The organism is Sphingomonas sp. UYP23 (assembly GCF_054059235.1).
In genome coordinates this window covers 1,201,077-1,226,387 of record NZ_JBSSBX010000001.1, presented here as the reverse complement: position 1 = coordinate 1,226,387, position 25,311 = coordinate 1,201,077, and the positions used below count along the sequence as shown (strand labels likewise).

At 65.0% G+C, this 25,311-nt stretch carries 28 protein-coding genes; 10 read left to right on the top strand and 18 right to left on the bottom strand.

Features of this window, described 5'->3' with window-relative positions; genetic code table 11:
* The first annotated feature begins 100 nt into the window (after positions 1 to 100).
* Positions 101 to 1,258 (top strand): FAD-dependent monooxygenase, encoded by a 1,158-nt coding sequence (locus tag ACVWYO_RS06125; protein WP_457349234.1) that lies wholly within the window; start codon positions 101 to 103, stop codon positions 1,256 to 1,258.
* Positions 1,259 to 1,470: 212 nt separating this feature from the next.
* Here ACVWYO_RS06125 and ACVWYO_RS06120 read toward each other — a convergent pair whose 3' ends face one another.
* From ACVWYO_RS06120 to ACVWYO_RS06110, 3 genes are all read right to left on the bottom strand, one after another.
* The gene (locus tag ACVWYO_RS06120; protein ID WP_457349233.1) at positions 1,471 to 2,457 is read right to left on the bottom strand and encodes a hypothetical protein; all 987 of its coding nucleotides are present in this window, start codon (positions 2,455 to 2,457) and stop codon (positions 1,471 to 1,473) included.
* An 86-nt stretch (positions 2,458 to 2,543) separates the two neighbouring features.
* Positions 2,544 to 3,323, bottom strand: coding sequence for a DUF3108 domain-containing protein (locus ACVWYO_RS06115; protein WP_457349232.1), 780 nt, complete (start codon positions 3,321 to 3,323; stop codon positions 2,544 to 2,546).
* An 87-nt stretch (positions 3,324 to 3,410) separates the two neighbouring features.
* Positions 3,411 to 4,286: a LytR/AlgR family response regulator transcription factor gene (locus tag ACVWYO_RS06110; RefSeq protein WP_457349231.1), complete on the bottom strand. Its 876-nt coding sequence runs from the start codon at positions 4,284 to 4,286 to the stop codon at positions 3,411 to 3,413.
* Positions 4,287 to 4,508: 222 nt separating this feature from the next.
* Between ACVWYO_RS06110 and ACVWYO_RS06105 the strand changes: the two genes are divergently transcribed.
* The gene (locus ACVWYO_RS06105; RefSeq protein ID WP_457349230.1) at positions 4,509 to 4,832 is read left to right on the top strand and encodes a winged helix-turn-helix transcriptional regulator; all 324 of its coding nucleotides are present in this window, start codon (positions 4,509 to 4,511) and stop codon (positions 4,830 to 4,832) included.
* 289 nt (positions 4,833 to 5,121) lie between these two features.
* Here the strand turns inward: ACVWYO_RS06105 and ACVWYO_RS06100 are convergent, their stop codons facing one another.
* Positions 5,122 to 5,544 carry a cupin domain-containing protein gene (locus ACVWYO_RS06100; protein WP_457349229.1) on the bottom strand — a complete coding sequence of 141 codons (423 nt, stop codon included), beginning with the start codon at positions 5,542 to 5,544 and terminating at the stop codon, positions 5,122 to 5,124.
* Positions 5,545 to 5,641: 97 nt separating this feature from the next.
* Between ACVWYO_RS06100 and ACVWYO_RS06095 the strand changes: the two genes are divergently transcribed.
* From ACVWYO_RS06095 to ACVWYO_RS06080, 4 genes are all read left to right on the top strand, one after another.
* Positions 5,642 to 6,544, top strand: coding sequence for a LysR substrate-binding domain-containing protein (locus ACVWYO_RS06095; protein ID WP_457349228.1), 903 nt, complete (start codon positions 5,642 to 5,644; stop codon positions 6,542 to 6,544).
* A gap of 558 nt (positions 6,545 to 7,102) precedes the next feature.
* Entirely contained in the window at positions 7,103 to 8,674 is a 1,572-nt protein-coding gene (locus ACVWYO_RS06090; RefSeq protein ID WP_457349227.1) for an ABC-F family ATP-binding cassette domain-containing protein, read from the top strand.
* Positions 8,675 to 8,832: 158 nt separating this feature from the next.
* Complete coding sequence (locus tag ACVWYO_RS06085) at positions 8,833 to 9,171, top strand: SWIB/MDM2 domain-containing protein (protein ID WP_457349226.1); 339 nt, start codon at positions 8,833 to 8,835, stop codon at positions 9,169 to 9,171.
* 51 nt (positions 9,172 to 9,222) lie between these two features.
* The gene (locus tag ACVWYO_RS06080; RefSeq protein WP_457349225.1) at positions 9,223 to 9,537 is read left to right on the top strand and encodes a TetR/AcrR family transcriptional regulator; all 315 of its coding nucleotides are present in this window, start codon (positions 9,223 to 9,225) and stop codon (positions 9,535 to 9,537) included.
* A 6-nt stretch (positions 9,538 to 9,543) separates the two neighbouring features.
* On the opposite strand, the gene ACVWYO_RS06075 is transcribed toward ACVWYO_RS06080, so the two are convergent.
* From ACVWYO_RS06075 to ACVWYO_RS06060, 4 genes are all read right to left on the bottom strand, one after another.
* Entirely contained in the window at positions 9,544 to 10,020 is a 477-nt protein-coding gene (locus ACVWYO_RS06075) for a DUF3291 domain-containing protein (protein WP_457354887.1), read from the bottom strand.
* A gap of 136 nt (positions 10,021 to 10,156) precedes the next feature.
* Positions 10,157 to 10,723, bottom strand: a complete 567-nt coding sequence (locus ACVWYO_RS06070) for a carboxymuconolactone decarboxylase family protein (RefSeq protein WP_457349224.1) — start codon at positions 10,721 to 10,723, stop codon at positions 10,157 to 10,159.
* 52 nt (positions 10,724 to 10,775) lie between these two features.
* A complete protein-coding gene (locus tag ACVWYO_RS06065) occupies positions 10,776 to 11,252 on the bottom strand; it encodes an OsmC family protein (protein WP_457349223.1) in 477 nt (158 codons plus the stop codon).
* Positions 11,253 to 11,362: 110 nt separating this feature from the next.
* The gene (locus ACVWYO_RS06060) at positions 11,363 to 11,938 is read right to left on the bottom strand and encodes a cysteine hydrolase family protein (protein ID WP_457349222.1); all 576 of its coding nucleotides are present in this window, start codon (positions 11,936 to 11,938) and stop codon (positions 11,363 to 11,365) included.
* 98 nt (positions 11,939 to 12,036) lie between these two features.
* Between ACVWYO_RS06060 and ACVWYO_RS06055 the strand changes: the two genes are divergently transcribed.
* Positions 12,037 to 12,960 (top strand): LysR substrate-binding domain-containing protein, encoded by a 924-nt coding sequence (locus tag ACVWYO_RS06055; RefSeq protein WP_457349221.1) that lies wholly within the window; start codon positions 12,037 to 12,039, stop codon positions 12,958 to 12,960.
* Between the two features lie 226 nt (positions 12,961 to 13,186).
* Here the strand turns inward: ACVWYO_RS06055 and ACVWYO_RS06050 are convergent, their stop codons facing one another.
* The 7 genes from ACVWYO_RS06050 to ACVWYO_RS06020 all read right to left on the bottom strand — a co-directional run bounded on the left by ACVWYO_RS06050 (position 13,187) and on the right by ACVWYO_RS06020 (position 19,598).
* Positions 13,187 to 14,992, bottom strand: a complete 1,806-nt coding sequence (locus tag ACVWYO_RS06050; protein WP_457349220.1) for an aspartyl protease family protein — start codon at positions 14,990 to 14,992, stop codon at positions 13,187 to 13,189.
* A 363-nt stretch (positions 14,993 to 15,355) separates the two neighbouring features.
* Entirely contained in the window at positions 15,356 to 15,673 is a 318-nt protein-coding gene (locus ACVWYO_RS06045; protein ID WP_457349219.1) for an MBL fold metallo-hydrolase, read from the bottom strand.
* 102 nt (positions 15,674 to 15,775) lie between these two features.
* Entirely contained in the window at positions 15,776 to 16,381 is a 606-nt protein-coding gene (locus ACVWYO_RS06040) for a response regulator transcription factor (RefSeq protein ID WP_457349218.1), read from the bottom strand.
* Positions 16,378 to 17,400 (bottom strand): sensor histidine kinase, encoded by a 1,023-nt coding sequence (locus ACVWYO_RS06035; protein ID WP_457349217.1) that lies wholly within the window; start codon positions 17,398 to 17,400, stop codon positions 16,378 to 16,380. Before ACVWYO_RS06035 ends, ACVWYO_RS06040 begins: the two co-directional genes overlap by 4 nt.
* An 85-nt stretch (positions 17,401 to 17,485) precedes the next feature.
* Positions 17,486 to 18,220: an ABC transporter permease gene (locus tag ACVWYO_RS06030; protein WP_457349216.1), complete on the bottom strand. Its 735-nt coding sequence runs from the start codon at positions 18,218 to 18,220 to the stop codon at positions 17,486 to 17,488.
* A 14-nt stretch (positions 18,221 to 18,234) separates the two neighbouring features.
* Complete coding sequence (locus ACVWYO_RS06025; protein WP_457349215.1) at positions 18,235 to 19,149, bottom strand: ABC transporter ATP-binding protein; 915 nt, start codon at positions 19,147 to 19,149, stop codon at positions 18,235 to 18,237.
* 146 nt (positions 19,150 to 19,295) lie between these two features.
* Entirely contained in the window at positions 19,296 to 19,598 is a 303-nt protein-coding gene (locus ACVWYO_RS06020) for an ArsR/SmtB family transcription factor (protein WP_457349214.1), read from the bottom strand.
* A 62-nt stretch (positions 19,599 to 19,660) separates the two neighbouring features.
* Between ACVWYO_RS06020 and ACVWYO_RS06015 the strand changes: the two genes are divergently transcribed.
* From ACVWYO_RS06015 to ACVWYO_RS06005, 3 genes are all read left to right on the top strand, one after another.
* Positions 19,661 to 20,566: a PhzF family phenazine biosynthesis protein gene (locus ACVWYO_RS06015; RefSeq protein ID WP_457349213.1), complete on the top strand. Its 906-nt coding sequence runs from the start codon at positions 19,661 to 19,663 to the stop codon at positions 20,564 to 20,566.
* 106 nt (positions 20,567 to 20,672) lie between these two features.
* Positions 20,673 to 20,936: a RidA family protein gene (locus ACVWYO_RS06010; RefSeq protein WP_457349212.1), complete on the top strand. Its 264-nt coding sequence runs from the start codon at positions 20,673 to 20,675 to the stop codon at positions 20,934 to 20,936.
* A 153-nt stretch (positions 20,937 to 21,089) separates the two neighbouring features.
* On the top strand, positions 21,090 to 22,091 hold the full coding sequence (locus tag ACVWYO_RS06005; RefSeq protein ID WP_457349211.1) for an alpha/beta fold hydrolase: 1,002 nt from the start codon (positions 21,090 to 21,092) through the stop codon (positions 22,089 to 22,091).
* A gap of 123 nt (positions 22,092 to 22,214) precedes the next feature.
* Here ACVWYO_RS06005 and ACVWYO_RS06000 read toward each other — a convergent pair whose 3' ends face one another.
* From ACVWYO_RS06000 to ACVWYO_RS05990, 3 genes are all read right to left on the bottom strand, one after another.
* On the bottom strand, positions 22,215 to 23,219 hold the full coding sequence (locus tag ACVWYO_RS06000; protein WP_457349210.1) for a zinc-dependent alcohol dehydrogenase family protein: 1,005 nt from the start codon (positions 23,217 to 23,219) through the stop codon (positions 22,215 to 22,217).
* Between the two features lie 86 nt (positions 23,220 to 23,305).
* Positions 23,306 to 24,028, bottom strand: coding sequence for an NAD-dependent epimerase/dehydratase family protein (locus ACVWYO_RS05995; protein ID WP_457349209.1), 723 nt, complete (start codon positions 24,026 to 24,028; stop codon positions 23,306 to 23,308).
* A gap of 299 nt (positions 24,029 to 24,327) precedes the next feature.
* Complete coding sequence (locus tag ACVWYO_RS05990) at positions 24,328 to 25,200, bottom strand: CPBP family intramembrane glutamic endopeptidase (RefSeq protein ID WP_457349208.1); 873 nt, start codon at positions 25,198 to 25,200, stop codon at positions 24,328 to 24,330.
* Positions 25,201 to 25,311: the final 111 nt, after the last annotated feature.

Sequence of the window (25,311 nt, the reverse complement as noted above, 5' to 3'; positions counted from 1 at the left end):
ATGCCGGCGGCGACCATATACCCCGTGAGTTTGCAAACAAGCGTTTACATCGAGGGCCTCGCTGGAGTAAATGACTGTTTACACGGTTAGGAGCTTAGCTATGGCGGATGACGAAACGGAAGTGCTGGTGGTCGGCGCGGGGCCCGCGGGCCTAGTCCTGGCGGCAGAGCTGAAGCGCCTCAACGTGCGCACGTTGCTGGTCGAAAGGCGCGAGAGCGGTGCCAACACCTCGCGCGCCGCGGTCGTTCATGCCCGCACTCTTGAGGTCCTTGAAGGCATAGGCGCGACGCCTGCACTCCTTGCGGCCGGGATCCGCGTGCCGACGTTCCGCGTCCTCGATCGCGACCGCAGCCTCATGGAGGTGAGCTTCGCAGGCCTCGACACCCGGTATCCATTCACGTTGATGTGTCCGCAGGACGTGACGGAGGGCATTCTTCGGGATCGCCTTTCGGCGCTGGGGGGATCGGTCACGAGACAGGCAGAGCTGATCTCGTTTTCCCAATCCTCATCGGACATCTCGGCGCGGGTGCGCTTCGCCGACGGAGAGCGGGAGATCCGCGCCAAGTGGCTGGTCGGATGCGATGGCGCCCACAGCGTCGTGCGCTCGCAGGCTGGCATTGCCTTCGAGGGTGGCAGCTATGACGAGGACTTCGTGCTTGCCGACGTCCGGATGGATTGGCCGCTGCCCATCGACGAAGTGAATCTCTATTTCTCGCCCACCGGACTTATGGTCGTGGCTCCGCTTCCGGGCGATCGCTTCCGCATCGTCGCCACCATCGCCGACGCTCCAGAAAGTCCGGACGCCGCCTTCGTGCAGATGCTTTTGGACGGCCGCGGCCCGGAGGCGAGGCCTGCGAAGGTTACCGAGGTTCTCTGGGGTTCCCGCTTTCACCTTCAGCACCGTGTGACCTCGGCGCCTCGCGCGGATCGCGTGCTGCTCTGCGGAGACGCGGCACACGTCCACAGTCCCGCAGGCGGGCAGGGCATGAACACGGGCATCCAGGATGCGGCGTCGCTTGCTGAACCCCTGGCCCGCACGCTCAGCACCGGGAATGATTCCGGCATTGATGAGTGGGCGACGCGGCGACACGCCGTCGCCAGGGACGTCGTGGGCATGACCGACCGGATGACGCGCGCGGCAACCGCGCAGTCGACTCCGTTGAGACTTCTCCGGAATGCGCTGATGCTTACCATCGGCCACTTGCCGGCTGTCACCGACGCGCTTGCGAGGCGCCTTTCTGAGCTGGACTACCGCTAAGGCGTCGAGATACTGAACCAGCTTGCGATATCTCTCGCGGCGCTCCACGGTCTGCTGGCATCACCGATGGCCGCTCAGGCAGTGGGAGGAGCGTCCTTTGCCGATATCGGTCCGTCGACTGTGCCCAACAGTCTCGCGTGGCGCCAAGCAGGATGCGATTACGCGAGTGGCCGCCTCGCAACTTCGGATGTTGTGCGGAGATGGCGACGCGGCTACCCCTTCGGCAAGGGCACCGACTGTATGTCGAAGGGGACTTCGCGGGGTATAGCCGCGTCGTCGTTCGGATGGGCCATCAGAAGCGCGTACTTGGACTCGATGAAGTAGACGCGGCCGTCGCGGACGAACCCCGACGAGGGATCGTTCAGACCGGCAGCCACCGTCGTCAGATCTGCAAGACGATTGCCTTCCACGCGCGCGGTCGTGACTGCGCCTCCATAGGGTCCGTTGCCTCCGAACGCGTTGCTTTCGAATAGTACAAGTCGGCCGGGAGCGTACACGCGCAGGGCGTCGACGTTCCGGAGGAGCCTCGGTGCCGAGATGCGGGCGACCCTGCCCGGTGTTCCGTCGCGCTCGATAGCGAGCTGGAGCACATAGGGAGTCGCGAGCACGGGGCTCACGTAGATGCTCCTCCCGTCGATCGCGATGCCGTTCAGATAGTATTTCGTGGATCCCGACCCGAGCGCGGGATCCTCAATCCACGTTTCGAGAGTCCGGGCGCCGGACCGCAGCCGCAGAATGCGCGGATGGAAGGAATCTGTGACGTAGATGCTGCCGTCGGTGTCCTGCGCCAAGTCGTTGCAGTGGCCCTTGTCAGGCATAAGATAGTGGGCGCGGGGAGCGCCGGTCGCAAGATCGAAGGTAGTAAGCGCGCTAGGCGTGGCGGGCACCGTGGTGAAGCCGATCGCGCCCGTGCATGCGTAAAGTAGCCCGGCCTTGGCGTCCACGAGCAGCCCCTGCACGTTGTCCAGCCCGTTCGAACTGGGCGGGAGGAACACCTCGGGGTTGCCGTTCGGCCGGACGCGCGCGATCGCCCCTTGGCGCCAGCTTCCTACGTAGATCGTTCCGTCGGGCCCGTGAGCGAGGCTCTCGGGATACCAGTCCCTGGGAAGCGGGATCGGCTGCTCGCTACGTCGCTCCTCGGGCGGTTGCGGAGGAACGAGCTGGGAAACGAGCGCGAGGGACAGGATGAACGATTTCATACTTGGAAGCTCCAGTTTGTCCAGGTCCCCGAGAGTTAAGGGGCGTCGGGACCCGCCGGGGCCCCGTGCGGCGACTGATCTTTTGATCAGCTTGGATCGCCTGCTTCTGGCGGCAGCAGCGCTTTCACGAGTCGGCTGCCGTCAGGCCCGAGGCCCTCCTCGCGAACGAGCACATGCGACCTCTTCGCAATCCAGAAGCTGTTGAGCACCTTGCCGGTACGGTAGTCACCCGTCAGCACCCAGCAGTCGATCTTCTGACGATCAGGACCAGAGAGAATTTCGGAGCGGGCGACTACGAAGCGGTAGCGCTGAGGGGCCTTGTCGATGCCTGCGTCGTAGAACGGGATATCGAATATGCTTCCCGCCGCGAGGGGAAGTGCCTCGAACAATTCCATGTCGTATTCGAAATTGAATGAGGGCTCGGAAAGCGCCATTCGAAAGGTTGGGTTCGTGGCGTCGGGGAGATCAATCAATCCCGTCACCTTGTCATGGCTGAAGCGATAGCCCAGCACGATCGTCTGACCGTCCTTCGTCTTTCGTCGCACGTGGGTGACGGGTTCGAACGTCGTCGCCTCGAACCAGCTGTCCTGAATTAGCGTAGAATTGTCACGCACCGAGTCCCAGCGCTGGGTCAGGTGAAGCCCGGGGCGTGCCGAGCCGGGCAAAGGGGCGCGTTCGACCCGGCGCTGCCAAAGATCGAGCAGCTGACGGCTCCCATCCGGTTTCACGAGGTAACGCACGTAGCGTCTCGTGCCGGAAGGTAGCAGTCGTGTCTGCGCTAGCCCGTCGCCGACGCGGACGACTGTTCGAGGCGGTTGCGGTGTCAATTGTGCGGCAATCAAAACGGCGGCGAGAACTTTAATCATGGGTGCCTCGAGTTGACCATCTGCGGGTAGTGGGAGGACAATCGGCGCGGGGCAGCCAGCCCAATGACGTCGACCGCATCACCGACCTCACGTGCACGAGACAGTCTGGAGATCTCGCGTTGGTGCGAAACGGGCGAAGGCGCTTGCTGAGCTCGAAGGGGTCAATCTGACGCTGGGTCTGTCGTCGACGGTCGGATCGACGAGCCGGTGGCGGGCCTCCTTTGAGAACTTGCGACCGAGCGGAATGTTGTCCCCGTCGGTCAGCAGCAGCTCGCCACCGCCATGCAAAGTCCTCCGGATCGCGGACACATGGTCGATGCGCACAACGTGGGAGCGGTGCACCCTGACGAAGCGCCTCTGGTCGAGACGTTCGAAGATCGCGCTGATCGCCTCGCGGTGGAGGAATGAGCGGTCGCCGACATGAAGTCGAACGTACGCACCTTCCGCGGCGACGCGTTCGACCCGGTCGAGATCGACCCGGACAGTCTCACCGCGGCGTGAGACCCAGACGTGCGCCGGGTCGAGCATCGTTGATTTGGCCTCGAGCGCCTCCAGGCGCCGCTCGGCTTCCCGCAGCAACAACCGGGCCTCGCGACCTTCCAGCGCATCGCGGGCGCGCTCGATAGTCAGCTGGAGGCGGGACGCGCGCACTGGCTTCGGCAGGAGATCTAGGGCGCCGCGCTCGTACGCCTCCCACGCGAGGCTCCTCTCGGAGGTTACGAAGGCAATCAGGGGGGCGGGTTCAAGACCGAGCCTGATGAGACCCTCCGCGACATCGAAGCCGTCTATCTCCGGCATGTCGATGTCGAGAAGGACGAGGTCGGGCCTGCCCTCTGCTATCAGCTGCAGCACTTCCCGTGGATCCGTCGTCGCATCGATCAGCTCGACGCCGGGAATGTCCTCGAGCAGCATCTGCAGGCGACGCAATGCCGCTTGCTCGTCGTCGCAAACGATGATTCTCATGTCGCCCGGCGCATGCGGCAGGTCCGGTTCGGAGAACTTTGGCGCGCGGCGGCAGCCCCTCGGCGTACGGCGGAGCTCTTGCGGCCAGACCGACCAACGCTCCTTACCGAACTGTGTCCTACACGAAGCGTGTGCAATAGCTCCTTGCTACTGGCCGAGGGCGCCGATAGCCTCACATGGTGCTGGTCCTCGGGGCGGGCTTGCGTCACCGAGCAGGAATGAATGTCACAGGTTGAAGACACGCCAGCGCGCCCGATCATGGAGCTCATGGCGCTGTTGGAGCGTCGCTGGGCGCTGAGGCTCCTGTGGGAGCTGCGCGACAGTCGACGCCTGACGTCGCGGCAGCTGCGGTCGCAATGCGAGGCGTCGCCCACGATGCTACAGCTTCGACTGACGGAGCTTCGTGACGCCGGGTTGGTCGAGCTCGCGCCCTCTGGCGGATATGCCCTCACGGAGATTGGGCTGGAACTCATCGAGGCGTTCCTGCCGCTATACGCGTTCGCCGATCGCTGGAAGCTCGCGCAGCAGACCAAGCAGTTAGGGTAGGACAGCAAGTCGTTATTTGCACCCGATCACTCCGAATGACTGGATCGGTGCGAGCTCCGAAGCTCGCCGACCAAGGGACACAAATTTCGGTGGATCGCGCCTGGCGACATTCTCCAACGCTTCTGTGCTACAGAATCCGTAGCACGAGAGGGCGCGGGTGTCACCCCTACGTGGTCCCGGCCTCCTGGAGCGGGAATGACAGATTGGTCTCGACAGGTAACGAGGACAGCTTCGCGGACGCAAGAAGTCTTGAGGTCCGTTCGTCGCTGCAACGCCTTCCGGGTCCCGCTCACCGGTCAGGCAACATGACAGTGACGGGCTTCGATGCGTCGCCAACCAGGTAGAAGGCCGTCATGGTCGCTGCCGCGGCTGACGAAGCGTTGTCGAATCGTAGGATCGTCACGTCGGCCGGTTCGTAGAAGCCGTCGCCCTGTTTCAGGGTCACCGCCGCCTGGCCCTCGATTTGCAGGATGAAGGTTCCCTCCGAGACGAGGCCGACCACGGGGTGGGGATGCATGTGCCTCCCGCTAGCCTGGCCAGGCCCGAAGCGGACGGTCGACGCCTCCACTTTCGTGAGGACGCGAGCGGCGGGCGGGGTCACGTCGAGAATTGAATGACGCTGGACGTTCGGGGCTGCGGACGGGGCGGTGGCGCCGGCTGTGCCGAGGGCGCTCAGCACAAGTGCGCCGGTTTTGAGATAGTGCTCAGCCATGAGGGTGCTCCGATTGTGTCGGAGCTTGATCAACGATCGGGTTCGTGCTGAATATCGAAAAGTTCGGGACAGACCGTCCCGCAGAACAGGACGTTCAATGTCACGTCTGGTCACGTTCGACCTTGAAGCGCTCCGGACATTCGTCACGGGGAATGAACTTGGCAGCTTCGCCAAGGCAGCCGATCGGCTGGCTCGGTCTACCTCAGCCGTCAGTGCACACCTGCGCAAGCTCGAGGAACAGGCTGGCACGCCGTTGATGCGAAAGTCAGGCAGGGGGCTCGTCCCGACGGACTCCGGCGAGAAGCTCCTGAGCTATGCGCGGCGGCTGCTCGACCTGAACGACGAGGCCGCCGTGGCGGTGACTGGTGCCCGGGTCGAGGGGTGGGTCCGCTTGGCGATTCAGGAGGACTTCGGGGAGGCGATTCTGCCGATGGTGCTCGGGAGGTTCGCGCGCGCCCATCCTGACGTTCGCATCGAGGCCCGCATCGCCCGCAACGCAGAGATCCGGGAACGCCTGGCGATCGGGCACCTCGATCTCGCCCTTGTGTGGACTGACGAGCGCGACCGCGGGAACGAGGGGGAGGGACAGTTGCTCGTCGAAGTGCCGATGGCCTGGATCGGCTCTTCCCTGAATGGCTATCCGCGCCAAGAGGATCCCGTGCCCCTCGTCGTCATGGAGGGACCGTGTCTGTTCCGTGCTTCGGCGACGGCGGCGCTCGATGCCGCAGGTATTGCATGGCGGATAGCATTCACAAGCACCAGCTTAGCCGGGATTTGGGCTGCCACGAGCGCCGGCCTTGGCGTGACGCTCCGCAGCGCAATCGGACTGCCTGGCGAGTTGGCGCTGGTGGTTGGGGATGCCCTGCCTAACCCCTCGCGGGGCGTTGGCATCCGACTCTTGAACGCCAGTCCCGGGGGCGGGACGCCGGCGGTCTCACTTCTTTCTGGCATTATCGCATCGGCCGTTCGCGAGAATTCCGCGCGCCGAACTATGGGCTGATCGATCCACCTGCTGCGGGAGCTGTCCGCGAACCGGCGTTTTCCTCGGACGCTAGTCAACTGACCGCGTTGTTCTCGGGCCACGCCGACACGAATTCGCATCAGTGTCAGTGGGCCGCCTGTTCGTTTCGCCCAGGCGCCTGCACCAGATCCGGTCACCATCGACCCGGTCGCCAAGCTGGAACGTGCATGTGCCGACCTCGGTGAGCCGGTGCAGCGCGTAGAAGCGCTTGGCCCGCGCGTTATGATCGAGCACGGTCAGGTATAGCTCCTCGGCGCCCCTGCTGCCGGCTGTGGAGATCGCCCAGTTCGTCACGGTGTAGATAGGCTTAGAAACGGGACCCCACCTATCTCCAACACAAGTCACTGGATCTGAACTGCGATCTGATTTTCCGTGAGATCCCGATCGGCGCCGGTCCGGACCCCATCTAATTCGGAACTTTCGCTTTAAGTTAGAGTGTTACAAATTAATGAGGTGGGGTCCCCTTTCGACACCTATCTACACGCAGGCGCTGTGGCGGGTTGTCGCCGCGGTGTTGTTGCCGCATTCCGCCCGCCCATGTCCGCCCTGTTGACCCTCGACCGCCTGTCCGCCGTCACGCCGGACGGACGCATTCTGTTTGACAACCTGACGCTGGCGGTCGGGGCCGAGCGGATTGGGCTCGTCGGGCGCAACGGCAGCGGCAAATCGACGCTGCTCGATATCGTCGCGGGTGTGCGAGCGGCGACGGGCGGGAGCGTGGTGCCGGGCGGGCGGATCGGGCGGCTGGCGCAAGATTTCGCGCTTGAGCTGTCGGCCGCCGAGGCGCTGGGGGTGGCGGCGGCGCAGGATGTGCTCGACCGGATCGAGGCCGGTGCGGGAGATGCGCGTGATTTCGGAGGCGCCGACTGGACGCTGCCCGAGCGCGTCGCGGCGGCGCTGCGCGAGGTCGGGATGGACGGGATCGATTTGTCGCGGACGATGGCGACACTGTCGGGCGGGGAGCGCACTCGGGTCGGGATCGCGCGGCTGCTGATCGAAGCGCCCGACCTGATCCTGCTCGACGAGCCGACCAACAACCTTGATGCCGCAGGCCGCGCGAGCGTCGCGGCGTTGCTGGCACGCTGGCGCGGCGGGGCGATAATCGCCAGTCACGACCGCGTGCTCCTAGAACAGGTCGACCGCATCGTCGAGTTGACTCCGCTAGGCATCCATCAAGTCGGCGGCGGCTGGTCGGCCTTCGCCGCGGTGCGCGAGGCGGAGCGGACCCGCGCGGCCGAGGTGCTGGATCAGGCTGCGCGGGCTGCGCGGGAGGTGGATCGCGCGGGGCAGGCAAGGCGAGACTCGCAGGCCCGGCGTGACAAGGCCGGGCGCGCCTTCGCCGCCAGCGGCAGCGCGCCGAAGATCCTGATGGGGCGCCAGGCTGAGCGTGCCGAGAACAGTGGCGCGCGCAGCGAAATACTGGCCGAGCGCCAGGCCGACGCCGCGGCCGACCGACTGACGGCGGCGCGCGGGGCGGTTGAGGTGGTGACCCCGCTAAAGATCGACTTGCCGCCGACCGGGTTGTCGTCGGGCCGCGAGCTGCTGGTGATGGACGCGGTGACGCTCGACGTCGGGTCACGCGTGCTCGGGCCGTGGACGTGCGCGATTCGTGGGCCAGAGCGCGTCGCTGTTACCGGGCGCAACGGCGCGGGCAAGTCGAGCCTGCTGCGTGTAGCGATGGGGCTGGCCGCTCCGGTGACCGGAAGCGTGCGGCGGGCGGAGGGGCGGCTGGCGATGCTCGACCAGCGTGTCGGGTTGCTCGACGGCGAAACGACGCTGGTCGACAATTTCCGGCGGTTACACCCAACGCTCGGGCTCCAAGAAGCACACGCCGCGCTGGCCCAATTCGCCTTCCGCAGCCGGGACGCGCTCCGGCTGGCCGGGACGCTGTCGGGTGGCGAACGGCTACGTGCGGGGCTGGCGTGCGTTCTGGGTGGGGCGGAGCCGGCGCAGTTGCTGCTACTCGACGAACCGACCAACCATTTGGATATCGCGGCGATCGAAGTGCTTGAGGCGGCAATGGCCGGTTTCGACGGTGCGCTGCTGGTGGTAAGTCACGACCGAGGTTTCCTGGATGCGGTTGGGGTGGAGCGGGAGGTACCGGTTTAGGTTTTAGCCCCCGGCATCTGGTGGATCGGATGCCTAGAAATACCGTGGAGGTGCGCAATCGACGCCTAGGACGTGGTTGCTTGCACGGTGCGGTGCGCTGGTGCAGTCTCCGGCACAGGCAACCGCAGAGGGCGGGGCAACGGCGTACGGAGAACCCCATGGCGCGAGAAGCTGGAAAGACGAGTAAGGCCGAGACAGCCTCCACGAAAAAGGTCAAGGCGACGGCGAAGCCAGCAGGAGGGGCGCGTGGCGGCATCACGGCGCCTGTGACCCCGTCGCCAGATCTGGCGGAGATCGTTGGCACAAGCGACCTACCTAGAAGCGAGGTCGTCAAGAAGGTCTGGGACTACATCAAGAAGCACGATCTGCAGGATGCCAAGGACCGTCGTCAGATCAACGCCGACGCCAAGCTCGAGAAGGTGTTCGGCAAGAAGTCGGCGAGCATGTTTGAGATGAACAAGCACTTGGCCGCCCATCTGAGTACGCCCAAAGTATAGGCCGCCAGCGAACTCACGACCAATCTACCGGAGCGGCGTGCGGCGCGGAAGGTGCAGCTTGCGGCAGTCCCGTTGCCTGTGGGCGAGGCCATTCTGTTGGCTGCAAGGAACAGCGCCCAGTCGCACGGATATGACGGACTGAATTTCCGCGATCTCGCGGCCGACGTCGGCATCAAGGCGGCGAGGATCTACCATCATTTCCCAAGCAAGGCTGACGTCGGCTTCGCCGTGGCGAAGCGCTACTGGGATGACACCGTCACCGATCTGGAGGCCATGCTGGAAGATGTATCCGATCCTAAGGCCGCATGCATAGGTATCCGGATGGCTTCCGTCGGTCCTTGGAACGCGACAATCGCCTTTGCTTAGGCAGCTTCATGTCGGCTGAGTATGACGATCTCCCGGATGTTGTGAACAAGGAGGAAGATGAGATGTTGGCTGGAAACGCGAGCTGAAGTTGAACGCGTCCGGCCCGGGTCCGCGCGTCCGGATAAGGTCGATACGCGAGAGTCCATCCGCGACGGTCGGGAGGTGGCCCGCCGGCACCCACCAGAGTGCCATGTGGAATTCCATCTTGTCGAACCACTCACGTCTTCGACGCATGATCGCGAGGTGGTCGGGATCGCCATAAGCGAACGCGCAGAGCGTATCGATGGTCGACCACACCGACATGTTCACGACCAGGTTCGGATCGTGGTCGACACGCAGATCGGTCGCGTCATCCCCGCTACCCACAAGCCGCCAGACGAAGCCGGCACTCCGGTCGGCGATGGCGTTCACCCTGGCAAGATCCTTCATGAAGTCTGCATTCGCGGGATCCGCGACCGGAAGCCGGAACCTGGCAACGTTCATCTGAGCAAGATTGTATGACATCGGCTCAAGCTCCTGATCGACGGCCCGGGCGTCTTGCTGCGATCGTTGGACCCAGTGGACCAGCTATCATCGAACGGCCCTGTGGGTGTGACGAGGTACACTGGGTTGCCACTATTCAGGCAGCAGCGCTCGCGCTAGCCGGTTTGGGAAAGCGCGCGGCGTTGTCCTCGAGGGGGAGCGCAAGGCCGTTGGCGAGATATGACACGGTCCGGTAGAAGCCGGCGAGCATGAGGATCTCGAAGATCTGGTCCGTGTCGTAACGTTGCGACAGATCGCGGTACTCGTCGCTGCTCAGCGTCGACCGGTCGTGCAGGGCGTCGACAGTGCTTATGAGGACCTGTTCCGTTCCGCTCCAGCAGTCCGCATCGGCGGATCCATGGACGGTGGCGTCTATCTCGGCCTCGGTGAGGCCGGCACGCTCGGCGAAGACGGCGACGTGTACACCCCACTCATATTCGCAGCCCGTGCGTGCGCAGACCCTGTTGATCACGATCTCGCGCTCCCGAAGCGTCAACGGGCCGTCGTCGAGCAGCGACCCGGACCGGAACTTCTTCCAGGCGCGGGGGCTGCGGGCGATCGTCCGGAAGAGGGCGAGCGGCTCCTTCCCCTCCTGCATGATCCGGCCGAACTGCTTCTCGACCTCCTCCTCGTAGGGAGGCTCCAATGGCGTCATTCTCGACATGGCGTTTTTCCTTCAAACGGCGCTGCACGACCCCGCCGCTTTATGACCGGTGTCATCCGGCCTCAAATGTCCACGTGCCGTCGATCTGGATGCGCGAACGGACCGAGTTGGCGAGGAAGCAGGCCTCGTGGGCCCGGTGATGGAGGTCTTCGACGCCGCCGTCCTGGAGCGGTTTGCCCGAGATAACTACATGGGGCGCTAGGCGGACCTCCGCGAACCACTCCCGGCCGGCATCGTCCTTGACCAGCTGCGCCTCCGGAACGTCGTCGTAGCGCTCGATCAGCACGCCCTGCTGCGCCGCAAGGCCCAGGAACCATAGCATGTGACAGCTCGAGAGCGCGGCCAGGAAGGCCTCCTCCGGATCCACCGCAGCCGGGTCCGAGAATGGAAGCCTGACGACATGTGGGGAACTGGAAGCAGGTACCACCGCGCCACCGTCGAAGCGCCATTCGTGACGGCGGCTGTAGCGGTTGTCGACGAAGGCCTCGTCGCCGCGCGTCCAGCTGATCGATGCAGTGTGTAAGGCCATCTCGTTTTCTCCCCAACCGATTGATACTGACCCAACCCGATGACGGTCGATGCAGGTGGCATCGACGCGCGCACGGATGGATCGGACGACCTGCCACTTTTATCCAGCCTTCACGCCGATGCGCTCCGACGAAGTGCCGCCACGACATCGACCGTGTCCTCGATCTCCGCGAACTCTCCCTTCAGGTCACTGAGGGCGGTGGCGTGGACGTCGGCCGCAAGCCGTACCGATCCGTCGAGCGCCAGGCCGTCGAAGGTCGCTGTCGCATCGGCCACGACGATCGTACGGAAGCCCAGATTGGCGGCCATGCGCGCGGTCGTGGACACGCAGTGGTTCGTCGTGAGGCCGACGATGACGACCTCGTCGATTCCGGCTGAGCGGAGGTCGCGTTCGAGCGACGTCCCGATGAAAGCGCTGTTGACGGTTTTATGATGGATCGGCTCGCCGTCGATGGCCTCGGCATCCGGCTTGGGATCGTTGCCCCGGGTGAGGGTCTGGAAGCATCCGAGAGCGCTCTGCGAGTCATGCCGCACGTGCACGATTGGGCGGCCTGCCGTGCGCCACGCGGCGATCAGCTCCGCGACGGACGCCTCGGCGTTCGGGTTGTTGCGTGGTCCCCAACGCTGATCCTCGAAGCCGATCTGGACGTCTATGATCAGCAGGCCGGGTCGTTCACCTAGGTTCATCGGATTCTATTCCATAGTGACCGTTGATCGCTCGTTGTCAGCACGGTCTGGGTCCGCCAAAGCTGCGATTGGGTCATCGTCATGCCGATGGGTGTTCGTTGGATCGTCAGCTCGAAGTTCGACACTGCAGGGCGTTGATTGCCGTGGCCGAGGAGGGTGGTCTCGTGCGCGCCGCCCGCAGGCTGGGCTGGGCTCAGTCGACCGTGTCGGAGACGTGCCTCGCGCTCGAGCGAGTCGTCGGATCACCGCTGCTTGTGCGCCGACATGGCTTGGAGGCGACACTCACCGCCGACGGCGTCGAGTTTTTGCGACATGCCCGCGCACTGGTCGCCGCAGCCGATGATGCCCTGGCGTCGCTCACACCTGCGGTGGGTTCGACCTTGAGGCTGGGGGCGACGGAGTCCATCAGTTCCTACCTCCTTCCCCCGGCGCTTGCTGCGATCTCGCGGCCCGGCCGAGCTATCGCGTCGCAAGTGACCGTCGGACTGTGCGGGGATCTTCGGGGCATGGTGGCCGCGGCGACCCTCGACATGTGCTTCACCATGGAGGCTCGGGCGCCGCTGGACGCCGGGCCGGCTACGCGGCTGATCGGCGAAGTGCCCATTGTCATATTCCGAATGGGTGACCGGGCAGGGGTTGGCGAGCTCGCTTTCGAAGCGTCGGAGGGACAGGATCTGTTAGTCCCTGATCCAACGGGGCAGCTCACCGCGCACCTTGCCGAATGGATCGGACGGTCGGGGATGCGTCTTCGGATCCGTTCCGCGGGGAGCGTCGAAGGCGTGAAGCGGGGTGTCGGGCTCGGTGCGGCCTTGGGCGCGCTGCCGGCCTATGTGATGGGAGGGCCTCAAACTGGGACTCAGGTCGCGAGCCTGGACCCGGCCTACCCCATCCGTCCGATGCTGCTTCTCGCGACTACCGGAGCGAGGCTAGCGAACTCAGGTGATGGCTTGCCTCTTGAGGCGGCGGTCGGACGGTCTCTAGACGTCTTACTTCGGACCACTTCCAAAACTTGGCCAATCTGAAACCGGCTTGTTCGACGAGAAAGAGCGGCGGCAACTCACCTCCGAAAGCCCTTGGCCTTCAGGATCAACGCGGCTGGGATACATACTTTTGGGACTAAACGGCCCCCGATTGGCGCCACAATCGACAGGCCAGCCGTAGGAGAGATTCCTCGCTCCGGAGCCGAGCGAGGGAATGGCGCTGGCACGCCTCCGTGATGTCACCAGTGCGGATCTGCTACTGTCTGGCTTAATACAAGTCGGCCAGGGTGAGCCGACGGATTGATCCGTCGGAGAGCGTCAGCGTGACGTGGCGTCCGGCCGGTGCCGTCCGCCATCGCGACAGTCCGCTCGCGACGTAATCCGCTCCGACCCTCCTGCCGTCGATAGATACGATGACGTCTCCGGCATGTACGCCGGCCGCGGACGCAGCCGACTTAGGCGCGACGAGCTTTACCGTCAGACCGTTGGGACCTGCGAGGAATCCCAGGCCGGAGCGGTCCCTGTCAAATTCGACGGTAGCACCGCGCTTCGTCGGGGTGAGCCACATCCGATCGTGGGTGTAGTCGATGGAGATCCGGAAGCGGGAGAGTACGGGGAATCCGAGATTGCCATCAACACGGGTGTTATCTCCAGCGCCGCCGGTTGCCGGCATGAGGATGGTCGGCACGTCGCTGAAACGCACGCCTCCGAAGACGAGTGAGCGCGTCGCCACCGTTTCGGCAGCGACGCTTCCGCCAACGCCCCCTACGAGTGTCCTCGACGAGCGACGGCCGTCCGCAAGGGCCGCGCGCTGCCAGTAGGCGGGGTAGAGGACAAGCGGCGTACCGTTGCCGAGGTCGAAGTGGAGCTTTGCCGGCTTCCCGCCTTCGATTGTCGCCTGCACAATACGGAGCGGGCCCTCCGCGGTGACCTCGACGGCGGTCGCACCCCGTTTCGGCTTGAAGGAGGCGGGTTCGGATAGCGTGATCGTTCGCGCTTGTGCATCTATCGTGACTATGAGTTGGTCGAACAGGTCGCGGCCGATCACCAGATTTAGGCTACGCCCGAGCTGCGAGGAGATTCCCGATAGGTCCATGACCGCGAGCGGCAGCGCCTTCAAAGTGAGCGACCCTAGCCTGACGTCCTCGGACGAGCCCATTGCGACCGCGGCCGTTCCGCCGGCACCGATTACCGAGCCTCCGCCGCTGCTTCGCACGCCAGTCGCTGACGCGAAGGCGGTGTCCACAACACTGCTCGCGGCACCGCTGTCTATCATCGCCGCGACCTTGCGCCCACCGACCTTGACGTCGACGAAGATGCGCCGGCCATCGAAGATGTCGATGTGAAGCGGTCCGGTCGAGCGGTGCCCGGCGTCGAAGACGGCGATTTCACGGGGAGCGGGGCGAGAGAGTAGTGCAGCGCCCGGTCGCACGTTTAGCTCGACGGATAGATAGGCGACCTGCCTTGTCTCGCCCGGGAGCGCCCCGGATGCACTCTCGCGGAATGCCACTCGCACTCCCTCTACCATTCGCCAGTCGGAGAATTCGATGAGCTTGGAGCGGCCATCGCGCGTGATCCGCTCGCCTTCGAGTTCGCCGGTCGCGCCGTCGATGAGCATGTCGTACGTCGAACCCGACGCGTAGCTGACCCGGAGCACTTTCCAGGCCCTGCCGGCACGAACCTCATCGCCTAACTCCGTGAGCGCGACTCCCTGCGGCTCGCGTAGCGCGCTCCCAAAATCGACGCCCGCGTCCTCGACGAGGGCCATAGTCGCGGCGGGGGAGAGTCGGTCGACCTGTCCCCCAGGGCCCCGGGACCAGCCGCCAGCCGGTCCGTTGCCCTCGCTGACCTTGAATACCGTGAGATCCCTGTCCTCGCGCTCGCTGCCGTCCGAGGTCGACCATCGATCGATCGTTCCGCCAAGACCCATGACCTTGATCGATCCTCGGGCGTGCATCGAGGTGAGTTTTTCGAGACGTGGTCCGCCGCGCCATGCGAGATAGAGGTTGGCGAGCGCATGGGGGTCGCTGCCGGTTCCGGCGGCAAGTGCGAGGGCTGCGAGTGAGGCGATCATCGTGTTGGTTCTCCGGCTGCAGGCCCCACCGGGGACCGCCATTCCGAGAACATGACGCAGGCCGTATGATCGATGCAGTGTCGTCCGTCAGCTGATCCACATGACAGATGTCATGCCTGCCTACGCATCCGCGGCAGCTGTAAACCCGACTGCCCGGTGGAAGCCGGGATCGCTCGAGCGGGTGCACCCTGGGCCCGGTGCCGTTTTGTTTGGGCGCGTCATCTCTAACGGCGGTCCCCACTAGAATGGTCAATGTTCACGGTCTGCCCCGGGATCAGGCTAGCCAATCTGTTCTCGAGGCCAAAGGCGCCGGCAACCACTTCGAGTTGATCCGCGCTTTCGGTGAAGTGGGCCCAGCCCTCGTTATGCGCGACGAACACGCGCGCCTTCGGAAAAGCCGCAGCCGCATCGAGCACGTCCATTATTGCTCATGGTGAGATTGAAAGGCCTACGTGTCCGCGCGACGCCAGCGAACACCAGCACGACCGCCGGATGGAAGCGCTTCGCCACATCCGCGACACCGTCGTAGTAAAACGTGTCGCCCGTGACATAGCCGAGGTCCCGGCCCGATGCGTCGCGGATCACGAAGCCCGCCACGTCGCCGAGCTTCTGCTCGGCACCCCGAAGACGGTGCCGCGCCGGAGTCGCCACGACCGTCAACCTCACGCCGCTGCGATCCATTACAACGTGGCTCCAAGAAGATCGCTGAACTTGTTTTGATGAACCTTCAGGCGGCCGGCCATTACGCCGATTGCAGGTACGACGCGTGCGAAACGGACCATGTCATAGCCATCCCGCCAGACGTGCAGCCCGTCCAGCCTCGATCCTGTTAGACGCGTTCAGTTTCTGCGCCGCTTCCGACAGGTAGTTCCGCACCGTTCCCGGGGAGAGGCGGAGCCTCTGTGCGATCTCCTTGTTACCGAGGCCCGCCTCTGCCCAGCGCAGCACCTCGCGTTCACGGTCGTTCAGCGGGTTGGAGGGCGCGTCCCATGCGAGTTCGGCGAGTTCGGGCGCGATAACGCGCCGACCTGCGACGACCAAACGCACGGCTTCGGCCAGCTTGTCGCTCGGCCCATCCTTCAGAAGGTAGCCGCGAACACCGGCATCCATGGCGCGACGGAGATAGCCGGGCCGGCCGAAGGTGGTCACGATGAGGACTTTCGTGGGCAGGCCCGCCTCCTTGATCCGTGCTGCGACCTCGAGACCGTCCAGCAGCGGCATCTCGATGTCGGTGACGAGCACGTCGGGCGCATCATCGTTCACCAGCCGCCATGCGGCCTCGCCGTCGCCCGCGCGGCCGACGACCTCGATGTCCTGCTCGAGCGAGAGCAGCGCTGCCAGCGCCCCCAGCACCATCGCCTGATCCTCCGCCACGGCGATCCTGATCATTGCTCTGCATCCTTCATCTTGGCGATGATCCGGGTCCCATCCCGGCCACCGGCGACAGACAGCTCGCCGCCGGCTGCCGCGAGGCGTCCGCGCATGCCGGTCAGGCCCCATCCTTCGACCATTTCCGACCCGTCACCATCATCCTCGACTGTCAGGGTGACGTCGTCTTCGAGACGCTCGACCTCCACTCTGCAGATTGTCGCGCCCGAATGGCGGATCACGTTGGTCACGGCCTCGCGCAGCACCATCGCGAGGACCGCCTCTCCGCCTGGCGTGATCGCGGCGACGGCGTGCGGTAGGGATGCGGCGATGCCGGCGGCCTGGAGGCTCGACGAAGCCCGCGAGAGCTCCGCACCTATCGAGGAGCTTCTCATCCCGGAGACGGCTGCTCGAACCTCAGCCAGAGCCGTACGCGCAGCCTCGGCGATGTCACCGACCTCCTGAGCGGCGCCAACGTCATCGCGGCCGATAAGGCGTTTGGCTAGATCGGCCTTGATGGCCACGAGCGTTAGCGTCTGTCCTAGAAGGTCGTGAAGGTCGCGAGCGATACGCTCGCGTTCGGCGACCGCGGCAAGGTGCCTGATCTCAAGATTTGCCGCGGCGAGCGCGCCGTTCTTCAGCTCCAGCTCACGCCGGTGCATCGCGGACATGCCCGCCGTTGCCCCGAACAGCAGACCTGGACCCCACTCGAGCAGTGGTAAGGCAAGTGCGGCGCCGTATGCGACGAGGGTCAGGCCAAGCGCTGCCATTGCCGCGATGGCGATCGAGCGCGGCCGGATCCGGCCCGCCATGGCCGCCCCGTATGCGAAGAAGAGGCTCCACGCGCCACCACCTGACGCGAGCGCCATGCCAATGGCGGCGGCGATCACGATCAGGGGGATGATCGCTGTGCCGTCGAGGCGTGCGGCGGCGAACCACAGCACGATCAGGAAGGACAGGCCCGCGAGCGTGCCTGCAATCGCCCATACCGGCATCGGGAGGACGAGCAGGGTGGCGGCGTAGAGCGCGAGCGGCGCCATCCAGGTGGGGTCGCGCCCCGCGATCAGCCTACCGCGTCCGAGCAATGTCATTCCCTCCCGGTCTACCTCTAGCATCCGTTTCAGTTTAAGCGACCGGGCGATGCCAGCCCTTCAGCGCCATCGCCGCGAAGACCGATGTGAACGTCAGCATCTCGACTGCGTCGAGGTAGCCGAACCCCCCGACGTTCCCGAGGAGTGCGAGGGCGAGCCGCCCGAAGTGGATGGTCGGCAGCACCTCGGAGACGCCGCCGAGCGGAGTCGGCAGCGCGGCGACTGGGATCAGCATGCCGCCCAGCGCTGTGAATGCGAGGAGGAGGACGTTCGACATTGCCGTTGCCGCTTGCGCACTAAACCTCAGCCCGATGCTTAAACCGACCAGCGTGAAGGGGACGGCCGAGGTGGAGCCAGCCGCAATCAGGAGCGGCCAACGCCACCAGGCGAGACCGTCGTGATGGAGTGCGCCGATTACGAGGATGGCGCAGATGGATATGGCGGTGGCGGTCATGCAGGCGGCAAGCTTCGCCGCCAGGTAGGCTGTTGCGGGCAGAGGCGATACCCGCTTGAGATCTAGCAGACCGGCCTCGCGTTCGGTCGCGATGCCCGAGCCGAAGCCGAAGAGGGCGGGGCCGAGCGCGGCCATGATCGAGAAGGCGGCCATCATCGACAGCAATGCCTCCGTACGGTTTGCGGCGGCGAAGCTAGCGGAAATCGCGAACGATCCCACCGGCAGGATTAGGGTCGGCACCAGGAACTGCGGCGACCGAACCAGCTTCCGCAGTTCCGATGCGGCTTCCCTCGCGTACATCTTGATAACATGCATCCTGTCTCCGGTTCTCACGCTGCTTTCTCCAAAGCCTGCGGCGCTACGAGCGACGTGAACGCGGCGTCGAGCGTCGCGCCGGAGACGGCGATGTCCTGCACGCCATCGTCGAGGCGGAGCAGCGAGCGCAGGGTCTTAGGGGCGGACGTCGTCACTATCGCGGTGCGGCCTCCGTCTCGGATGCACCGCTGAACGCCCGGCATTGTCAGGATCGTTGTTTCGGGAAGCACGGTTCGGCACCGGATCGTGCTGCCTTTGACCCGGGCCTTCAGCGCCGCGGGCGTGCATTCCGCTTGGACATGTCCGTTCCCGAGGACGACGATGTGGTCCGCGAGCGCGTCCGCCTCCTCGAGGAGGTGCGTTGTGAGAAGGACGGCGGTCCCGTCGGCGACCTCGGAGCGCACTACGTTCCAGAACAACCGTCTGGAATCGGTGTCGAGACCTGTGGTTGGCTCGTCGAGCACGAGCAGACGCGGTCGCCCGCATATCGCGAGCGCGAACTGAAGCCGGCGCTGCTGCCCACCGGAAAGCGCCCGACAGCGGCGTGATTCGAGCCCGTGAAGTCCGGCTAGATCGATCGTCTCGCCGAGCGGGCGCGGCAGCGGGTAGTAGCCGGAGAACAGCTTGATCTGCTCCACTACGGTCAGCTGTGAGGGCAGACCCGCCATCTGAAGCATGACACCCAGCGACGCGCGAGCGGAGGGCTGGCGGGGATCCTTGCCGAAGAGGCTTGCGGTCCCGCGGTCCGGTGCTAGCTGGCCCGTCAGAAGCGCGATGGATGTGCTCTTGCCCGCTCCGTTGGGGCCGAGCAGGGCCGTGACGCGCCCGGCCGGGATCGACAGCGTCAGATCGTCGACCGCGAGCGTTGACCCCAGTTGCTTGTAGCAGTTCCGCAGGGTGGCGATATTCGAGTTGCCCAGACCATCCATTCCAAACCTCCATCGAGTTGGCCAACAGTGACAGGACGGCGGCGCAAATGCAGTGGCGGCGGTCATGCGAACGGCATGACACTTGTCACCTGGGGGATTGAAACAGGCCGGTGTGCGAATTCGGGGCAGGCGCTTACGCGCGCAATTCAGAACTCGTTGCCGAAATCCCCGGCGAGTTGGGCGCACCGCTCGGTATCGCGCCGGTAGAAGGTCCACTGCTTGATCCGCTTGGGCACGACGATTCCAGTCGCGACGAGCAATCGCATGTGCTCGCTCAGGGTCGACTGGGAGATGCCCAGCTTCTCCGCAATGAAGAGGCCGCAGACGCCGTCCTCTATGAGGTCTCCGTAGACCTGCGGCGGGAAGTGCTTGGTCGGGTCGCGCAGCCAGACGAGGATCTGCAGCCGGCGCTCATTCCCCAATACCCGAAATATGTAGGCCGCACTCATATTCGTTACTTTGCCAATCAACGAAGTTATGTCAATAGTTCGCTTCGTTGGAGGGAGCAGTGATGAGGCGTTACGAATTCGAGACACTCGACGTTTTCACCGACGTGCGCTTCGGGGGGAACCCGCTTGCGGTCTTCCCTAATGCCGAGGGGATCACGGACCGTGAGATGCAGTCGCTCGCGGCCGAGCTCAATTTAAGTGAGACGACATTTGTGCTGCCGCCCTCCGATCCTGCCCACACTGCTAGGGTAAGGATTTTCAACCGCACGACAGAGATGCCGTTCGCCGGTCACCCGACAGTAGGAACCGGCTATGTACTGGCCACCAGGGGATTCGGGACAGCGGGGCCGCTGATCCTCGAGGTGCCTGCTGGCGTCGTGAACGTGAAGGTCCTGCGCGACGAGACCGGGCGTCCGACCGGCGGCACCTTCACGGCACCGCAGCCCCTCACGATCGGGGAGGAGGTCGCTGCCGACACCATCGCGGCGTGCCTCGGGCTCCGCCACGAGGACGTTCAGACATCAACGCACCCGCCGGTCATCGCGTCGGTGGGTAATCCGTATGTCATCGCGGAGCTGGATCTCGGCGCCCTCTCCAAGTGCACCCCCGACCTTGCCGCGTTCAGGCTGGCGGCCGCTGCTCGACCATCGCTGAACGGGCGCTTCTCGGTCCATGTCTACGCTTGGGAGGGCAACCGTCTCAGGGCGCGGATGTTTGCCCCGCTTGCGGGCACTTGGGAGGATCCTGCGACGGGAAGCGCCAACGCACCGCTTGGGGCGCTGCTTCTCGCCCGCGGCACCGCTGCCCAACGCCGGTTCGAGATCCGGCAGGGCCTCGAGATGGGCCGGCCGAGCCTGCTCATCGTCGAGGCGAAGCGGACCGCCGACTCGATCATCGCCACGGTTTCTGGCGGTTGCGTCCCAATGCTTAGCGGTAGCATCGATCTCGGCGAGATGGGGGTAGCGTGACTCGCATAGCGCACTTCGCAGCGGGGCGCTCGCTCGGCTCATATTCAGATGCTGTGGAGGCGGCAGGGCTTGTGATACTTTCCGGCCGGGTTGGCCTCGTAGTGATGTGCTTGCAGAGGGCGTCGCCGCGCAGACGCACGCCGCGATCACGAATGCCGAGCACGTGCTCGCCACCGCGGGCCTTACGCTGGACGAGGTGTTGCGCTGCGTCGTCTACATCGTCGACATGGCGGACTTCGAGGTGATGAACGCCGCGTATGAGACGCGTTTCAGAACGCCGCCGCCCGCCCGCACGACGATCGCGGTCGCCGGGCTGCCGCTGAACGCACGGATCGAGATCGAGATGACGGCTTCTCGGAGCGCCAGATGATGGTGGAGCGTCGAACTTGCGTCGATTGAAGGCGTTTATGCGGTCATTGAGAACAGTGTTCCTGTCGGCATTCGTGAAGGTGGGCACTGAGCTGTCTCGGAAAGTGCTGCTGACGTCGAGTGAAGGGATCACTTGGGCCGGAGTGGAATGAACATGTTTGGTCCGCAGATTTCACGTCGCGAAGCGCTTGGCGCCGGCTTGGCCCTAGCACTTGCCGTACGCGCGTCCGCCAGCTCGATCTCGGCGTCATCGCCGGGCCGCCTCCTGACGGTGAACGGCACGCGCCTTTACGTGGAGGACCTGGGACCGAGGGAAGCGCCGGCGCTGGTCTACCTGCATGGCGGGCCCGGGGTCGGGTGCTACGAATTCTCAAGCTACGCCGGCGCTTTGCTGGCGAGGGGGTGGCGCCTCATCGCGTTCGACCAGCGCGGGGTCCTCCGATCGGACCCGCTCCCGGCGGATGCCAGGTACGGGATGGATGATCTGGTGGCCGACATCGAGGCCCTGCGTGAAACCCTCGGGGTCGCGCGCTGGTCGCTGCTGGGGCACTCCTTCGGCGGCCACTACGCTCTTCGCTATGCGCTTCGTCATCCGACCCGCGTCAGCACGATGTACCTCGAGAACCCGGCGTACAGCTTTCCCGAGTCTACCCGGTCGACACTGCGGGCGACCTCCGCGCTCTACGCGAAGCTCGGCAAAGTGGATCTTGCCCGTCAGGCCATGGAGCTGGCGGGTTCCGATCTGCCTCCCCGGACGCTGCTCGACCGCTCGATGAAGGGCATGGGTGGCCTTGGTGAGGAGCGTCAGCAGCTTTACCTGTACGACCAGCGCTACCGCGGCTTCTTCGGTCGCCTGCAACAATCGTCCGGAATTTCCGATGCGCGTTGGGGTCAGGGGCAGGCTCAGGCGACGAAGTTGTTCGACGATGGGCAGATCCTGGAACCGATGCTCGCGAGCATGAGCGCATGGCGGGGGCCGGTGGTCCTCCTGAAGGGCGCGACCGATCATGTTACCTCAGCCGAGGAGGTGGCCACCGTTGCGGCGTTGCCCCGCGGTCGCATTGTGCAGGTGCCGCGGGCGGGGCACTTCATCCACGTCGAGCAACCTGCGGCGCTCAACCACGCCCTGTCAGCTAGTGTCGCAGGGCTCCGTTGACCCCGGAATCAGCGTCGTTTCGTGCTCCTTAGAGGGGTGAGGAGCCGCCGCCCTGCTAGCGCACTCTCACGGATCGCAGTAGCGCAACGCGCGCATCGCCCGGCCTTTAGTTGCAGATCACGCTCACCAATCGAGCGTAATGGCAATTTTGCCGGTCACGCCCTCCTTCTGCCTTATATAGGCTAAGCGGAGGTCACTCACGCTGAAAGTCTCCGCCACCACCGGCCGCAGCTCGGCAGCGGCAATAGCGGCGACTACGCGCCGCAGGTCTGCGACCGAACCGGTGTTGTTGCCCTGGATGCGGATCGCCCTCGCGATCAAAGGTATTAGGTTCAGCGCGACAGAGCCGCCGCTCACGAAGCCGATCGCGAAAACCGTCCCGCCGTGCTTGGCAGCCGCGACCGATCGTTCGAACGTCGCGCTACCTGCCGTTTCGACGACGAGATCGGCACCGAGCCCGTCGGTCATCGAACGAACCCGTTCGTCCCATTGGGGATGAGAGCGATAGTTGACGGTCTCGTCGGCGCCGAGCGCGCGCATGAGCTCCAACTTCTCGTCGGACGAGGACGTGATGATGACGCGTGCGCCTCGCGCTTTGGCGAGCTGCAGGGCGAAGACCGACACGCCTCCCGTTCCGAGAAGGACCACTGTCGAGCCTGGACCGGCAGCCACGGATTCGAGGGCGTTCCACGCTGTCGTCGCAGCGATCGGCAGCGTCGCGATCTCGCTCGCGGTGAGATGGTCGGGTGCCTTCACGAGCGTGCCCGCATCAACCGTAGCGACCTCGATGAGCGATCCGGGCGCGTTCACGCCGCGCATTGCCCGGGCGTTCTCGGCGGTGCCCTGACCGGCGATCCACTGCGCCTTGGGATGCACGGCGACCCGGTCTCCGATCGCGATCCCGGTCACGTCGTCGCCGATAGCGACGACCTCGCCGGCACCGTCAGCTACCGGGATCAGAGGGAAGCTCGCGGGATATTTGCCGTCCGCCACCGCGACGTCGAGGAAGTTCAGGCTTGCCGCCCTCATTCGGACCAGGGCCTGCCCACGTGCCGGCTCCTCTGGATCGGCGATCACGATGCGGGCTAAGCCGTCGAGACTCGGCGACGAGAGTTGAATGGCGTTCATGCCGGCTTCCTTCAGATGCTTACGGTGGCTTGGTTCTAATCTCGCTCGCATCGGTGCGGCGGGGCGTTGCAGTGCGTGGCGGGTGCTTACGCTCTCGCGGCCGGTCGCCAACCGAGGCCAACGCGTGCCTTGGCCATGCTGACGACGGCGTCATCCTCGGCAATGTTGTAGATACCCGGCGGTCCTCCCTCAGCGGCCAAGGCCGCCGCGAGCGCGGCGTCGTCAACATGCAGCGGGGCCTCGCCCGTTCGAACGTTAAACCCGGTGCCCGGTCCGTACAGGTGGCCGTACCGTAGGATGACGCCATCTAGCGCAGCGGCCATTATCTGCTGCTCCAGGCTCGCGACGCCTCTGGCCGAGACGCCGGCGCGGCCGTCCGCTAGCACTGCGAGCGGAGCGTCCTCGTTATGCGGCCGGGGCCCCTCGGCATAGGCGAACGCCACGCTTTGGGCCACCAGCCGCCGAACGCCTGCCGCTATCGCCGCGTCTACGAGGTTGCGGGTGCCGATCTCCCGCACGCGGGCGTTGGAGGCCGTGGCAGCAACCATGCGAGCGGGGTCGAGACCGGCTGGCAGATCCGTGAGCTGATGGATCACCACGTCGGGCGCTGCGTGCTGGACCGCCTTCGCGAGGGAGGCCGCATCGAAGACGTCGACGACCACCGGCTCCGCGCCCATTTCACGGATGAGGTCACTCCGCGCCGCCGAGCGTGTAGTTCCGAATACACGCCAGCCGCGGCCGACCAGCATCGGCGTCAGACGCCTGCCAATCGCGCCCGAGGAGCCAGCGAGAAACAGGGTTCGGGTCATTTGCACGTCTCATCCTGCTTGCCGAGACCGCAGCGACGGCCTCAAGTTCTTGACTCCATCTATCGGACACCGAGGCGGTCTGGCAGCGGGTTGTTATATCGGGCGCTTGCCAGTGACGATTTCCTGAGCGTCCACTGGGAGGCGGACTTCGGTGCCCCGAACGCGTATGAGCGGCCTACCGTCCGCCGATGGCGTGCGGATCGTAAATGTCGCGAACCGCACGAGAGGGGGTTTCAAGAACCTCTTTGCTACGTTTCGCCTGTCGTCGACTAAGGTTCGTGGGCCGGACGGGATCGTGATCACTCAGTGATCTCGCCACCCCCTTGATGGCGTTGTCGTTCACGGGCGAGCATCGCGAGCGCGAAGACCGCGGTCACAAGGGCCAGTCCGGCACCGAATTCGCCAGCGTACCACGTTGCGCGACCAGTCTCGACGGTCATCGGATCCAGCAGCCACTGAATGGCCGCGTTGTGGACGGCGTGCATAACCACTGCGGGCCAGACCGATCCCGACTTCAGCCGTAGAAGACCGTAGATCGCGCCGGTCGCCACGATCATGATAGTGAAGCAGCAGAGTTGGTAGGGAAGGGGCGCCCCGCCCCCGTAGTCGGAGAAGATCGTCAACGGGAAGTGCCAGACGGCCCAGATCAACCCGCTCGCGACCAGCGTCGAACCCATCCCGAGGCGCGACCGGAGCGCTGGCACAAGGAAGCCGCGCCAACCGATCTCCTCGCCGAGCGCAGACGCCGCGCTCTGTACGACGCCGAAGGTGAGCGTGAACAGGATCGTCAAGACCGGCGCGCCTGCGTTGCCTCCGTAGAGCTTGCCGCATGCGAGCGCGAAGCTGTGCCAGTCGAGTGGCGCGAGATTGGTCAACCAGAGCAGCAGGAATGTGGTCAGACTGTATCCGCAGACGAGCAGGTATCCGAACAGGGCTCGTCTGGTGGCGAAGCGGGAGAGGCCGAGGAAGCCGAGCTCCACTTTATAGGCGAGGCAGGTGATCAAGGCGGCAACGGCGGGAACCCACATGAGCGTGTGGATCGGGAAGCCCCTGCCGATGTCTAGCCTGCCCGCGCGGATCAGCAGCAGGTCGAGCGGCAGGCTCATGATAGCGACGAGCGCCAAGAACAGCGTGATCGCGCCGACGGCCATCTGCTGTGGTCCGTCCTTCATAGTTACGGTCCTCTTCGAGCTCTTCCATTTGTGCTCTCGCGCGCGGTGGCGGCGTCGGCGCGATCGAAGGCATGAGCCGCTGTTCCTGTGGGATCAACAGCAGCAACCCCG

Bases quoted from the DNA above. Each gene is read 5' to 3' on its own strand.
- ACVWYO_RS06125 (WP_457349234.1), top strand. From the start codon at position 101: ATGGCGGATGACGAAACGGAAGTGCTGGTGGTCGGCGCGGGGCCCGCG.
- ACVWYO_RS06120 (WP_457349233.1), bottom strand. From the start codon at position 2,457: ATGAAATCGTTCATCCTGTCCCTCGCGCTCGTTTCCCAGCTCGTTCCT.
- ACVWYO_RS06115 (WP_457349232.1), bottom strand. From the start codon at position 3,323: ATGATTAAAGTTCTCGCCGCCGTTTTGATTGCCGCACAATTGACACCG.
- ACVWYO_RS06110 (WP_457349231.1), bottom strand. From the start codon at position 4,286: ATGAGAATCATCGTTTGCGACGACGAGCAAGCGGCATTGCGTCGCCTG.
- ACVWYO_RS06105 (WP_457349230.1), top strand. From the start codon at position 4,509: ATGTCACAGGTTGAAGACACGCCAGCGCGCCCGATCATGGAGCTCATG.
- ACVWYO_RS06100 (WP_457349229.1), bottom strand. From the start codon at position 5,544: ATGGCTGAGCACTATCTCAAAACCGGCGCACTTGTGCTGAGCGCCCTC.
- ACVWYO_RS06095 (WP_457349228.1), top strand. From the start codon at position 5,642: ATGTCACGTCTGGTCACGTTCGACCTTGAAGCGCTCCGGACATTCGTC.
- ACVWYO_RS06090 (WP_457349227.1), top strand. From the start codon at position 7,103: ATGTCCGCCCTGTTGACCCTCGACCGCCTGTCCGCCGTCACGCCGGAC.
- ACVWYO_RS06085 (WP_457349226.1), top strand. From the start codon at position 8,833: ATGGCGCGAGAAGCTGGAAAGACGAGTAAGGCCGAGACAGCCTCCACG.
- ACVWYO_RS06075 (WP_457354887.1), bottom strand. From the start codon at position 10,020: ATGAACGTTGCCAGGTTCCGGCTTCCGGTCGCGGATCCCGCGAATGCA.
- ACVWYO_RS06070 (WP_457349224.1), bottom strand. From the start codon at position 10,723: ATGTCGAGAATGACGCCATTGGAGCCTCCCTACGAGGAGGAGGTCGAG.
- ACVWYO_RS06065 (WP_457349223.1), bottom strand. From the start codon at position 11,252: ATGGCCTTACACACTGCATCGATCAGCTGGACGCGCGGCGACGAGGCC.
- ACVWYO_RS06060 (WP_457349222.1), bottom strand. From the start codon at position 11,938: ATGAACCTAGGTGAACGACCCGGCCTGCTGATCATAGACGTCCAGATC.
- ACVWYO_RS06050 (WP_457349220.1), bottom strand. From the start codon at position 14,992: ATGATCGCCTCACTCGCAGCCCTCGCACTTGCCGCCGGAACCGGCAGC.
- ACVWYO_RS06045 (WP_457349219.1), bottom strand. From the start codon at position 15,673: ATGGATCGCAGCGGCGTGAGGTTGACGGTCGTGGCGACTCCGGCGCGG.
- ACVWYO_RS06040 (WP_457349218.1), bottom strand. From the start codon at position 16,381: ATGATCAGGATCGCCGTGGCGGAGGATCAGGCGATGGTGCTGGGGGCG.
- ACVWYO_RS06035 (WP_457349217.1), bottom strand. From the start codon at position 17,400: ATGGCGCCGCTCGCGCTCTACGCCGCCACCCTGCTCGTCCTCCCGATG.
- ACVWYO_RS06030 (WP_457349216.1), bottom strand. From the start codon at position 18,220: ATGCATGTTATCAAGATGTACGCGAGGGAAGCCGCATCGGAACTGCGG.
- ACVWYO_RS06025 (WP_457349215.1), bottom strand. From the start codon at position 19,149: ATGGATGGTCTGGGCAACTCGAATATCGCCACCCTGCGGAACTGCTAC.
- ACVWYO_RS06020 (WP_457349214.1), bottom strand. From the start codon at position 19,598: ATGAGTGCGGCCTACATATTTCGGGTATTGGGGAATGAGCGCCGGCTG.
- ACVWYO_RS06015 (WP_457349213.1), top strand. From the start codon at position 19,661: ATGAGGCGTTACGAATTCGAGACACTCGACGTTTTCACCGACGTGCGC.
- ACVWYO_RS06005 (WP_457349211.1), top strand. From the start codon at position 21,090: ATGTTTGGTCCGCAGATTTCACGTCGCGAAGCGCTTGGCGCCGGCTTG.
- ACVWYO_RS06000 (WP_457349210.1), bottom strand. From the start codon at position 23,219: ATGAACGCCATTCAACTCTCGTCGCCGAGTCTCGACGGCTTAGCCCGC.
- ACVWYO_RS05995 (WP_457349209.1), bottom strand. From the start codon at position 24,028: ATGACCCGAACCCTGTTTCTCGCTGGCTCCTCGGGCGCGATTGGCAGG.
- ACVWYO_RS05990 (WP_457349208.1), bottom strand. From the start codon at position 25,200: ATGAAGGACGGACCACAGCAGATGGCCGTCGGCGCGATCACGCTGTTC.